The 12,360-nt window shown below is 40.8% G+C and carries 11 protein-coding genes and 1 pseudogene; 8 read left to right on the top strand and 4 right to left on the bottom strand.

Translation table 11 applies throughout. The features are described 5' to 3' along the window. The first annotated feature begins 63 nt into the window (after positions 1-63). The 4 genes from GTQ43_RS09060 (at position 64) to GTQ43_RS09045 (ending at position 3,558) form a co-directional block, all read left to right on the top strand. Positions 64-1,818 carry an N-acetylmuramoyl-L-alanine amidase gene (locus GTQ43_RS09060; RefSeq protein WP_265272294.1) on the top strand — a complete coding sequence of 585 codons (1,755 nt, stop codon included), beginning with the start codon at positions 64-66 and terminating at the stop codon, positions 1,816-1,818. A 455-nt stretch (positions 1,819-2,273) separates the two neighbouring features. After that, positions 2,274-2,714 (top strand): hypothetical protein, encoded by a 441-nt coding sequence (locus GTQ43_RS09055; RefSeq protein WP_265272293.1) that lies wholly within the window; start codon positions 2,274-2,276, stop codon positions 2,712-2,714. Continuing rightward, positions 2,714-3,100 (top strand): type II toxin-antitoxin system VapC family toxin, encoded by a 387-nt coding sequence (locus GTQ43_RS09050; RefSeq protein WP_265272292.1) that lies wholly within the window; start codon positions 2,714-2,716, stop codon positions 3,098-3,100. Before GTQ43_RS09055 ends, GTQ43_RS09050 begins: the two co-directional genes overlap by 1 nt. Positions 3,101-3,117: 17 nt before the next feature. Further along, positions 3,118-3,558 carry a DUF2283 domain-containing protein gene (locus tag GTQ43_RS09045; RefSeq protein ID WP_265272291.1) on the top strand — a complete coding sequence of 147 codons (441 nt, stop codon included), beginning with the start codon at positions 3,118-3,120 and terminating at the stop codon, positions 3,556-3,558. A 6-nt stretch (positions 3,559-3,564) separates the two neighbouring features. Here GTQ43_RS09045 and GTQ43_RS09040 read toward each other — a convergent pair whose 3' ends face one another. Both GTQ43_RS09040 and GTQ43_RS09035 read right to left on the bottom strand, forming a co-directional pair. After that, complete coding sequence (locus GTQ43_RS09040; RefSeq protein WP_265272290.1) at positions 3,565-6,267, bottom strand: dynamin family protein; 2,703 nt, start codon at positions 6,265-6,267, stop codon at positions 3,565-3,567. A gap of 31 nt (positions 6,268-6,298) precedes the next feature. Further along, positions 6,299-7,309, bottom strand: a complete 1,011-nt coding sequence (locus GTQ43_RS09035) for a hypothetical protein (protein WP_265272289.1) — start codon at positions 7,307-7,309, stop codon at positions 6,299-6,301. Between the two features lie 238 nt (positions 7,310-7,547). On the opposite strand from GTQ43_RS09035, the gene GTQ43_RS09030 reads away from it, so the two are divergent. Next, the gene (locus GTQ43_RS09030) at positions 7,548-7,949 is read left to right on the top strand and encodes a hypothetical protein (protein WP_265272288.1); all 402 of its coding nucleotides are present in this window, start codon (positions 7,548-7,550) and stop codon (positions 7,947-7,949) included. A gap of 72 nt (positions 7,950-8,021) precedes the next feature. On the opposite strand, the gene GTQ43_RS09025 is transcribed toward GTQ43_RS09030, so the two are convergent. Then, the gene (locus GTQ43_RS09025) at positions 8,022-8,597 is read right to left on the bottom strand and encodes a pentapeptide repeat-containing protein (RefSeq protein ID WP_265272287.1); all 576 of its coding nucleotides are present in this window, start codon (positions 8,595-8,597) and stop codon (positions 8,022-8,024) included. Between the two features lie 23 nt (positions 8,598-8,620). Between GTQ43_RS09025 and GTQ43_RS09020 the strand changes: the two are divergent. Further along, positions 8,621-9,147 (top strand): annotated as a pseudogene (locus GTQ43_RS09020) (YraN family protein). 63 nt (positions 9,148-9,210) lie between these two features. Here GTQ43_RS09020 and GTQ43_RS09015 read toward each other — a convergent pair. Then, on the bottom strand, positions 9,211-9,600 hold the full coding sequence (locus GTQ43_RS09015) for a hypothetical protein (protein WP_094333021.1): 390 nt from the start codon (positions 9,598-9,600) through the stop codon (positions 9,211-9,213). Positions 9,601-9,873: 273 nt separating this feature from the next. Between GTQ43_RS09015 and queA the strand changes: the two genes are divergently transcribed. Then, positions 9,874-11,040 carry a tRNA preQ1(34) S-adenosylmethionine ribosyltransferase-isomerase QueA gene (gene queA / locus GTQ43_RS09010; protein ID WP_265272286.1) on the top strand — a complete coding sequence of 389 codons (1,167 nt, stop codon included), beginning with the start codon at positions 9,874-9,876 and terminating at the stop codon, positions 11,038-11,040. A gap of 111 nt (positions 11,041-11,151) precedes the next feature. Further along, positions 11,152-12,246, top strand: a complete 1,095-nt coding sequence (locus GTQ43_RS09005) for a tetratricopeptide repeat protein (RefSeq protein ID WP_265272285.1) — start codon at positions 11,152-11,154, stop codon at positions 12,244-12,246. Positions 12,247-12,360: the final 114 nt, after the last annotated feature.

Here is a 12,360-nt window from a genome sequence, read left to right as displayed (position 1 = left end):
TTCTAAAAATGCATCCCGTCATTGTGCCACAGTTGTTGTGGTGTAATCTTCTGTGATTTTGTCGTGAAAAAACTTTTAGGATTAGTAATATTAAGCTGTATTCTCGCATCCTCCATAGCATTGGCAGAGCCATCTCTTATAGTCGTTTTTCCCGAAACAAACTACCAGACGAGTTCCGAAAAAATCTTTTTTTTGGGAACTGCACCACCAGATGGTCAGGTTTTGATCAATAGTAAGCCAATTACCCGCAGCAAAGCCGGTCATTTTTCCCCTAGTTTCCCCTTGCAGTTGGGGGAGAATCTTTTTACTGTGCGTCGCCAAAATCAAGAACTTAAGATTAAGGTGATTCGGCTGAACACTAACCCGGAACTACCACAGGGGGTAGCCTTTGCGAAAGATTCTTTGACTCCCGCAGTTGACATTGCCAGATTATCGGGAGAACTAATTTGTTTTAGCGCGATCGCACCCCCTAACGCCAATGTCTCTGTAACCCTGGCTAATCAAACCATTGCCCTTTCACCTCAACCCCAACAGGCACAACTACCAAGTAATTTGGCAGCTTTAACAGGGCAAAATCAGCCTCATGCCCAGTCTAGCGTAGGCGATTATCAAGGTTGCACCACAGTGGCAACAGCTGCCGATCTGGGAAAACCTCAATTTCAACTAACGCTTAATGGCAAAACCATCGCTCAAACAGGATCTGGTAAAATTCAAATCCTTTCAAGAGCAGAATTGCCAATTTCTGAGGTTACAGTAGAGTCAGGCGTTGCTCGCACTGGCCCAAGCACCGATTATTCTCGACTCACACCACTGCCCAAAGGCACACGCGCCACAGTAACAGGTAGAGAAGGTGAATGGTTACGCCTAGACTATGGCGCTTGGATTAATAGTAAAGAAACCCGCATTCTACCTAATGCAATTCCGCCACAGACAATAATTCGCAGTGTCGGATACCGTCAACTCCCTGGTGCCACAGAGATAGTTTTCCCCTTACAAGTTCCCGTACCTGTGAGCGTGCAACAAAGTGAGCAAGCGATCGCTCTCACTCTTTACAATACCACTGCCCAAACTGACATTATTCGTCTGGATGATGACCCCCTAATTTCTCGCCTAGATTGGCAACAGGAAGCTCCAGAACGAGTAAAATACACCTTTAACCTCAAAAAAGCTCAACAGTGGGGATATAAGCTGAGATATGACGGTACAACCCTGGTTTTGGCTTTGCGTCATCCGCCTAAAATCGGGAACACAAGACGCAAGCCTTTAGCTAATTTCAAGATTGTACTCGATCCAGGGCATGGCGGTAAAGAAACTGGTGCCAGTGGCCCAACTGGATATTTAGAAAAAGATGTGAATTTGGTGGTATCTAAGTTGCTGCGGGACGATTTGGTGAAGTCAGGTGCAACGGTAGTGATGACGCGGGAAGACGATCGCGAACTTTCCCTAGTAGAACGTCAGGCAATTATTAGTAAAGAAGAACCTGCGATCGCTCTTTCCATACATCACAATTCTTTACCCGATGATGGCGATGCCGAAAAAATCAAAGGATTCGCCGCCTTTTGGTATCAACCCCAAGCCCACAACTTGGCAATGTTTTTACAGAAATATGTAGTTAAAAAACTGAGCAAACCTTCTTATGGTGTGTTTTGGGATAACCTGGCGCTGACACGCCCGACAGCTGCGCCATCGGTGTTACTGGAATTGGGTTTTATGAGTAATCCCGATGAATTTGAGCAGATAGTCAACCCAGAAGAACAGAAGAAAATGGCTGATGCGATCGCTCAGGGGATTACGGAGTGGTTTCGGAGTGTGCAGTAAATTTGGAGGTACTTTACCCTCATTGCATTTGGTGGAGGGCGATGTCTGATGACAAGGCTAGCGCCAACGCTCTTTTTTAGCTAATGAGGCGATCGCTTGATGTTGTTTAATATGGGTTTAAGGACATCGGGGCGAATGAGGAAGTAGTAGCCGATTAACAATCATTGCTACACGCTTTAGAGGATGAATGAACAAGTTTTGGGCGAATAGAATTCGCTACTACACTAGCATTGTCCACCTCCGTGGACTAACCAAAAATCAATCTTTTCAACCCAGATCGGTGGGTAAAGTCTCGTATAGCCGCGACTTCCAGTTGCCAGGGCTAGTAATAAATTAGACTTGTTCATTCATCCTCTTACAGGATATAGAGTCTAACCAGATAGATTAAAATAGTAGTGAAATAAAAATTTCGTCTTTAGCTGTTAACTGTAGTTAATTTTATACGTGATAATATTATGTCTATTAGCGATAAGGCACGTTTAATATCATCCATACTATCTTCTTTAACTCTTTCAGACTTACAATCGTTAAAACAAGAACTTGATTCTATTATTTTTACAAAAAATGTAGGCAATCTTAAAGAAGATATAAATGAACGAATGTATAATAGTTCTATCGAATTTCTTAATTCTATTACTGATGTGAATGTTTTAACTTTACATCCATTAAATAGTTTGAAAGATAAAAAAACTATTCCTCAACCCTTATGTGGAAATGAATCTACTGTAGTTAGTTCACCTGTATTCAGTTTTAACATTGGTGGTGAAATAAAAGAAATTACTTCTACTCAAAAATCTCCTAGACCTTTAGGTATTTGGAAAGGGCAAGTAGAAATATCAGAAGATTTTTATAAAACATCAAGTGATATTATTTCTGAATTTGGTATAGAAGGATAATGGAATTATTGCTTGACACCTGTGCTTTAATATGGTCACTTGAAGATAACCCTTGTCTTTTACCTGAAGCTCGTCAGCAAATTTCAGATTCTTCAAATAAAGTGTTTGTTAGCGCTGTTAGTGTTTGGGAAATAGAAATAAAAAGAAAAAAAGGGCAGCTTAAAACGCCGGAAAATTTAATACAAGCGATTATTGATACTAAGTTTAGTTTTTTATCAATAACAGAATACCACGCTGTTAAAGCAGCATCGTTACCTGAATATCATAAAGACCCTTTTGATAGACTTTTAATAGCACAAGCGATGTTAGAAAAGATGGTTATAATTACTTCCGATACTATCTTTGGAAAATATGGAGTAGCGGTTATATCTGCTGTAAAATCATAAATAATTGAGAAGACGCTATGAAAATTAGTTATGACCAAGAAACTGACTCACTTTATATTCGTCTGGTCGATGGATATCATGAATGTTGTACTTTGCGATTAAATGATCAAATAGCACTAAATATTGGTGCGGGTGAAGTTTTAGTTGGTGTAGAAATTCTTGATGCAAAACAAGCACACACTCCGCCCGATTCTCCTCTGGAGGATGAGATTCTAGCACAACCACCTGAAGATTTTGCTGCTAAGATCGCTGAAATAAAACAACGTGGCGATCGTTCTCAATCTGTGATCCGCCGAGGTTCTACAGGTGAAGATTTGCTCAAATTTGCTGGTACTTGGCATGGAGACGACCTAGAGGAGTGCTTGGCATTTCTTGATGCAACTCGATCAAAAGCAAAAGCCAACGCTATGTACTTCTGTTACTCAGCATTGGCTTCAGGTGATTCTTTAGGCTTTTAATGGATTTTATCGATTTCTTGGTTTCCAACTATCAAGAATTTCTCGAACATACACTAATTCGTTAAGATATTCACTCATTTTTATTCTTTGACTTTCGAGAATAGCAATAACCTCAGAAGCTTCTAGTTCCCTTGTTGCCCTTTCTTTAAGTAAATAATCAAATTCGGACTGAAACCTATTGATATAGTCATTGATTTGCTTTTCGCCTTTCCGAAAATCTTCCGATACTTGTTTTTGAATAACTCGCTGGAGTAATTCTAGATTTTTCTCCACTTGTGCATCTATTTTCTGCTGGATGAGATATGTAGTGTCTTGTAAATCAATGTCGTAGACATCGCGGAAAGAATCGATTTTAGCATCAACTTCGTAAGTTTCATTAGAACAGCACTTAGTTTTAGATTCTTTTTTTCTATATGCTTCTTGCTGATGTTGAACCTTAGCATCAATCCCTGAGAATTCAAACTCAGGAAACTGAATTGGATTATTACCTATTTCTACCTGTAAAGCATTTCCAATATACTCAGATAGATCATCCGATATAGCCTGGATTTCTTTTCGGATTCTTTGAGCTAAGTCTTCCCGAATTTTTGTTCCATCTCTAACTAGTCTGTCTTGAGTATCTAGCCAAAAATTTTGAATTATAGGGGTACAGTACTCATTAATTATTTTACCTATTTGTTCAGCATCTTTTCTGTTTTTGACTCTGATTTTATAAGGATCAGAGCTAGAATTAGCCTCAAATAAAGAACCAATCTTATCTACGAGGTATGTGAAAAGATTTTGATTTTTATTCTGAGGTAAAGATTTTTTTGATTGATTCTCAGCTACTCTCTCAATTTCTGTTGCTGTACGCTTTTTAGCGGTATCCGCAAATTTATTAATCCCTTGGCTGAACGTACTAATTAATAGTTGCTTTTGTGCTTCTACGGACTTTTTTACGGTTGCCACCTGATTTTTCGCTAAATCAGAGTGTTTTTTATACTCTTCTATTTTTTGTAGTAGTTCGTCAAACTCTAACTGCCAGCCTCGGATATCTGTAATAAATGTCTCATCAATAGCTTTGGCTGCTTTGTTCAATTCATCTAAAACATCGCTCAATAAATTCCATCCTGAATTTTGAGTAATAGTTTGAATTACTGTCTCTTGAATTATCGGAATACCACTATCATTTAAAGCTTGTGGTGCAATTTCTTCTGGTAAGGGAATGATACGTCTTCCTCTTTCATCTCTTTCGGCATATCTAGCACTAAAAAAATCCTCAAAGTCTTTAATATGAATATCAGTCGCTTTACCCTGTTGAATAAGCTTAGATAACAATCCTTGCCATCCACTAACTGAATAAATTATTGGTTCTGGTATACCAAATTCAACTAAATTTATTCTTAAAGATTCTATAACATCTGCGACAGGTCTATCTCTCTCTGCTTTTCTATCTACTTTATTAAGAACAAAGTAAAGCTTACCTGTATTCTCTGCTAAAAATTCCTTACGCTGCTCAATTAAATCTTGAAGCAATTCTGAGTTCGTGTTGTCCCTAAATGCTGTGTAATCCAGAATGAATAATATAGCATCACAAGTTCGGAGAGCTTCTAAAGCAGTCTGCTTTAAGGAAGTTGTGTTAAGCGAGACAGACTCCCACTCATTGGGGCCAGGAGTATCAACTAATGTGAAACCTGCCAGTGATGGCATTGTACTAATGGCTTCAATGGGATGTTCTAATTCAAAGCGTGTAGTACTGTCTTGATTATTTTTAGCTCGAATCTCATGGGTACGCTCTAAAAATCTTTGCCGAATTTCTCTTGCTTCACCTTCTATTAAAACTATAGGTTCTCGTTTACCTGCTTGATATTCTAAAAGTCTGGGTGTTTGTCCGGCATCAATTGGACGGATATCTGTGCGACAAACTGTGCAAGCTTCTGCTTCACTTGCTAAGACATCTGCACCAATTATGGCATTCAAAAAGGTACTCTTACCTGCTTTCATTGCTGCAATCACAGCAACCTGATATTTTTGTTCTGCTAAGGCTTTTAAAGCTTTGGTAAGATTATCTTCAACGCTCTGTAATCCTTGGGTACTATCTCCTTCTTTGAATCTTCCAGCCCGAAGTTCTTTCAAGTACTTTAAAAGTTGCTCGCCAGTATCACGAATTCTGTTATAGGTTTCTTGAAATTCTTGTTCAGACATATTTTTAGCTTCTAATTTCATTGTAATTCCCTCCTCGTTTATATTTGACTGATTTGAAACATCTACTGGCTCCCAAATTATTTTGCGTTGAATAGCAGCAATAAAATTACGTGCATAATAGTCACTGGGGACACAAATTAACTCTTCATTTATTTTGCAGAGAACATTATTTGTAAGTTCTACTCCGTTGACAAATGCCTTCAAAGCATCTTCTGTTGGCTCTTTATCAATATCCCACATCAGAGAAATCAGACTATGCTGTAATCTAACTGCTAAACGCAAACAATCTTTTTCAACTTCATCTAAAGCGTGCTGGTGAGTTAAACTAAGAATCTGTTTTTTACTTTCATCAGCTAGTTCATAGTATTTTTGCTCCAAGTTTGTATATTTATCAGCTAGTTCATTTGCAACAGTCCTATGATGTTTGGCAGCTTGTCTATCACTTTCCCCAACAGCATAAGTAGTAAAAGCACCAACAACTGCTCCAACAGCTAATCCAAGAGCGCCGAAAATAAAAGGAAGCATAAAAACTATGTAATCCTCTAAAATTTAATTCCTATTGTTCTGTGAGAATATGAGGCAGTTGAGAACTAGCAAGCAATTTACTATCTGCTGATGTTAATCCTAGAGATTTAGCAATAGCTACTGATTCACGTAAGCGTTGCATAGCTCCTTCTATCCCCGGTGCAATTGGACGATTTGTAATTTCTTGATTAATTGCTTCTGCTTCAACCAAAAACTCTAGATTTTTCTGGTGTTCATAAATCAGTTCATTTTCAATTGCTTGTAATCTTTCTAATTCTTGCTGAGTTAAAGATTCATAATAGATTTTCACCGCCTGTTTATGGTCATCGAGGATTTTGAAAAACTCGTAAACCATACCCGCAGTTCCAACAACAGCTAAAACTGGTGCTGCTGCGGTTAAAGCGATCGCAATTGGTGGACAAGCTGCTGCTACTGTTGTGGTTACAAACGCTGTCACACCCCCAACTGTGCCGCCTTTTACGGTATCTTTCAATGTTTCTATAGCGGCTTCTTGTGCAGAAATTTCACCCCGAACTACGCGCAGCGCGTTGGTTAGTAACGAAAATGGTGCTGTCGTCGCTACACCAATGGCTGCTCCCAGAGGCGCGGCTTTAACACCTGCTTTAACTGCACCTGTTAGATTATCAAAATGCCATTTAGCATCTAGTCTCATTTGCTCCTGGGAAGTCATGGGTTTATCGCCACGGGCTAAATTATCTTTGGCGTTTTCCCACTTGATATTTTTGGGATCATTTGAGCCGCCTTTGCTATGCGGTTTGATATGACTGGCGTGCTTATCTGATAGGTATTTTTGGGTATTAACATCAGCCGATTTGCCATCAATCCCTGCTCTTTGAGATGGAGGGATTTTATCTAACATTTCTTGGGCTTGCACTCTGGTTCTGATCGGATCACCAGGTCGAATCCCACCTTTATATAATCTACGGGCTGCACTTAAGGATAAATCCTGTAATTGGGTGTGTTGAACGTTAATGTTGGCAGCAGCGTTAAAAGCGGAATTACGCTCTTGTTCGTCAGACATGGGAAACCAATCTAGTGTGATGTATAGCTTATTTTCTTATGGTTCCCATTTGAACACAGATGCGATCGCACCACTGCCAAACCCAAAAGATGGAATAATGCAATAGCGCCTTACGCTTCCCATAAGGTATTACGAAGTAGTATAAAAACTTGACATATTTTGATTTCAGTGCTTATACCATCCCAGAACAGCGTTGATTGCGAGTAAAAATATATGAAATCTTATATTTTGAAAGCGGATGTATTTTAAAATCGGCGGGATGGTGGGAGCGATCGCTATTTTATTGAGTAGTGGTAGTGCGATCGTTGCGCCAACACTTTCAGCGATCGCCCAAGATGCACAAAGATATATTACTGTGGGGCATGATAAATTAGGCAACAGCATCGCTCTGGACACGGAAAGCATTAAAGGCACGACATATAAGCTTTATGGAATGTACAAAGATGGCATCTTTGAGACTACCTTTGATGCATCATGTGCAGAATCGCGGCTTTTTCTGAATCACATTGCCATTTACGGCTCAGAAGGAGAGCTACTTCAAGAAGATAAAGAGAAAGAAGAAATACCTTTTGTCGCAAATTCTTCCCCAGGTAAAGGAATGAAAATTGTTTGTCAAAAGATTGGGGCCCTTGGTTGGTAGCGGAGTGGGGAGCAGGGGAAGATGAATTAACCAATTTCCCATTCCCAATGCCCAATGCCCACCTAGAAAATACTAAGGACAAAACAGCGTGTCACGCGTATCTCGCCCTGTAATGGGATTAGTCCCTTTGGCGAGTTTGCACAATTTTTTTTGCTCATCGGGACGGAGCAGCGTATCGGTAAAATCTGCCCCGTCAATGATTGCACCATCAAATCTTGCATTAGCGGCAAACGCACCCTCTAACAGCGCATTTGTCAAATTTGCTCTAACTAAACGAGCCGAATCTAAAGTGGCATTTCTTAAATCAGAACCCTCCAAATTTGCAGCTTCCAAATTTGCGGCAAAAAAACTGACACCGTTCAAATTAGCATGGCTGAAGTTACTCTGACGAAGATTAGCCTTGGTAAAGCTGGAGTCTGTTAAATCGCGCCCTGAAAAATCAGCCTCGACCAAAATTTCCTTATTATATTCGAGTGCTAAGGCTGTTGAAGCAAAACCCACGGTTGCGGTGATGCCAACTATTCCCCACAAAAACAAGCTGAGTATATTTGCCCAAAAGTGATAGTCTCTTTTATGCCTCAACCTGAATTGTCTTCGGGATGAATCGAGTGTAGAACCTTTTGTGCGATCGCTTAACCTAGAATTCATAGAATTCATCATATTTTTAGTCAATGGCTAACCTTCCTCCATCCCATTATCCAAATATTGGTCATTTAGGAGAAGACCTAGTTGCCCAATGGTTGCAATCTACAGGTTGGATAATTCTGCATCGTCGCTTTTCTAGCCGTTGGGGAGAAATCGATATCATCGCCCAATATGATGGAATCGGGGGAGCGGAGGAGCATGGGAGCAGAGGCGCAGTCAGAGAACTCAGGACTCAACACTCAATATTGGCATTTGTTGAAGTCAAAACCCGCAGTTCAGGGAGTTGGGATGCAGGGGGAGAAGTGCAATTACTCCACAAAAGCAAGCAAAAATCTCGCGGACAGCTGGAATGTTCTTAGCTCAGTACCCTGAGAAGGCAGATTATTCTTGCCGATTTGATGTTGCTATTGTCTACTGTCAAAGGATATCAAAAAATCAGACTGCGGTTGTAGCAACTCAGGAAGCTCTAGCTACTTCATCGGCAGCCGGATATAAGTTTAAGCTGCAAGAATATATTCTGGCAGCTTTCGACTCTTCAATTGAGAATGGTTAATTGGTAATGGATAAGATATCTTAATTACCAATAATTTTGTAATGGCGTTGTAACCAAATGCCATCACGCCAAAGTTTCTGGACAGTAACCTAAGCCCCGAACAAATTGTTGCCGGAAAGCTTCGATTTCGTCTCTCTCTGGACTACCATGAGAGACGATCGCTACTTGATAGCGACGCATCACTTCTACAGGGCATTGTCCAGCTTCTAAACTCCAAAGTGCCATTTGCACCCTCATTGGTGGCTCGTAGCTAATTCCTAATTCATTTAGAAAAGCGCGAAAGTCGCCATCTTCTTGGGGCGAGACTTGACCTTTGAGTTTGATCCTAACCACCCAGCCATCAATTTGATGAATTACGGTGACGAACGAAACTGGTGTCTGGGGTCTAGCGTGCAGGTGTTGAACGACCCTCAGGGTTAGACTGGCATTCGCCAGATAATACAAGTATTCCATGTTTGTTGGTGCTTGGGATCAAAGCCAATCCTACATATCTATCTTCGTCAATCAGTACCTCTTCCCGGTAGGGTAAAAGCCCCCGTTTTTAGATGGGGAGGTTTACCCAATTTTGATGTTAATTTTTCCGTGTTACTTAATAGTAACAATCTTATAGCCTGGCGACAAAATTGGGCAAAGATGCCTTAAAGTTCCAATATAAGGTAAAGCTCAAACCAGCTTTTTTAAGAGAGTATAAATACTAAAATAAACCAGAAACTAGTACAAGCCAATTTGAAAGATACTTCTAGCTCACAAGAAAAAGATTTGGAATTAGATTGCTCGGCAGTAGGCTATGACTACAAACTACCTCCAGAACTCATTGCCCAAAACCCAGCAGTCCCAAGAGATAGTTCGCGGTTACTGGTAGTTAATTCTCCGACTACAGGTATCCAAACAGTACCATCTCACCACATTTTCCATGATTTGCCTACACTGCTACGCTCTGGTGATTTGTTAATTATGAACAATACAAGAGTTATTCCAGCGCGGCTTTATGGTCATAAATCTACTGGTGCTAAAATCCAGGTGTTGCTGTTGGAAGAACGGCAGTATAACTGTTGGTTAGCTTTAGTTAAGCCAGGAAAAAGCTTCAAACAGGGAACGAAAATTATTTTTGAAGTCAGGCGAGATGGGGGAGATAAATTAATTGGTTTGTCCTCCTCATCCCCCTCATTCCCTCACTTCCTCACGGCTACGGTTTTAGCAACAGACGCAGCAACTGGGGGGCGTTTATTGCAATTTGATGTGCCAGAGGGAAAGCCTTTGGTGCAATTGTTAGAGGTTTTTGGTGAAGTCCCGCTACCACCGTACATAACTGCTTCGTCAGCTGCTGATGAGCAGTATCAAACAGTTTATGCCAAACGGCCAGGAGCGATCGCGGCTCCAACGGCAGGATTACACTTTACCCCAGAATTATTACAAAAGTTGCGCGATCGCAAAATCAATCAAGCTTTTGTAACTCTACACGTCGGTGTCGGCACATTTCGCCCTGTGGAGGTGGAAGACGTAACTACTCACCAAATGCATGAAGAATGGATTGAAGTCCCCACAACCACAGTCGAGCAAATCCGCGCCACTAAAGCAGCTGGTGGTCGGATTATTGCTGTGGGAACAACAGCAGTACGGGCTTTGGAAGGGGCGGCTCAATCTGGGAATTTACAACCATTTTGCGGTAAAACAGACTTGTTTATTTATCCCGGCTACCAATGGCGGGTGGTGGATGGTTTAATTACCAATTTTCATCTACCACGTTCTAGTTTGCTGATGTTGGTAAGTGCGCTAATTGGCAGACAACGCTTATTGAATATATACAACGAAGCGATCGCTTCTGCATATCGCTTTTATTCATTCGGCGATGCCATGCTAATTTTACCGGAAGCTGTGGAAGTTAGGAATTAGGAGAGACGCGATGAATCGCGTCTGTACAAAAGTTGTAAATTTGGAATTTTTTCTTTCGTGATGGGTACTCTGACTTATGAGGAGTGAAAAATAAGTATAGGTCTGTGATTCATGTCTGAAAAATTCCTATTTTCTCCGTTGTTACATTTACTCTGTAGCTGTTCTGTGTTTTTGCTCTTAGCTGCACCAGCAATTACTAATTTGCCAGAAAGTAAGCTGCTAGCAGAAACCGCAATTTCTCAGAATCTCGAAGCTGCTAGCTTTTTCCAGCAGGGAGTCACGCGCTATAATCGTAGAGACTTACAGGGTGCAGAATACGCCTTTCGTCAAGCGTTACAGCGAGATCCTACCATTGGGGCAGCGCTAAATTATCTGGGTAATATATTCATGGAACAAAATCGCCTAGATGTAGCTTTACAAGAATATACAGAGGCGATTAAAGTTAATCCCAATCTTAGCGAAGCTTATTACAACTTAGGGTTAGTATTGCACCGACAAGGAGAAAAAGAAGCAGCGATTACGGCTTATCGGCAGAGTCTTGTGATAGATCCTACGAGGGTAGCAGCGCTGTATAATCTGGGTTTGTTGCTGTATGAACAAGGACAGTTACAGGAAGCGATCGCAGCATACCAGCAAGCAATTAATTTAGATAGTAGCAATGCCAACGCTTATTTTAACTTAGCGCTCGCCTTGCAACAACAAGGTCAAACAGAGTCTGCGATCGCCACCTATCGCCAAGCTTTACAGCTAGATCCTAAAAATGCTACAGCCTACAACAACATGGCAAGTTTACTGGCAGTTCATGGTCAAGCTTCTGAGGCTATTTCTGTTTATCAGCAAGCTATTCGCCTAAATCCTAAAAACGCCTCAGCTTACTATAACTTGGGAGTAACTTTATATAATCAGGGCGACATCAAGAAAGCTAGTGAAGTATTGAAACGTGCCCATAAGGAGTATCAGGAGCAAGGAAACATTGAGCAAGCTGAGAAAATTGAACAGCTAATGCAGCAAATTGCCCAGAAAAGTGGACAACAGCAACCTCAAGCTAGTCAAACAGCTACTCCCTCTCAAACTTCAGATTCTACAAATAATCTAGTACAAACACTGAAGTCACAAACGCTAAATCAACCAGAAACACCAGCTAACTCTGGTAATGTCCCTGTCTCAGGTGAACCACAGTCCTCTTCAACGAATTCTGGACAATAAAAAACGCAGAGTTAATTCAATGTGCAATTTATCAGAAAATTGGGTTTAAAACCCGTACCTTTAGGTCGGAGAAGTGTCACACCGATTAGCCATGAGGTTGCATAGAACAAGAGG

The organism is Nostoc sp. KVJ3 (genome assembly GCF_026127265.1).
Taxonomy (GTDB): Bacteria; Cyanobacteriota; Cyanobacteriia; order Cyanobacteriales; family Nostocaceae; genus Nostoc.
The sequence above is the reverse complement of the archived record's forward strand: the minus strand, read 5'-3'. Positions and strand labels throughout refer to the sequence as shown.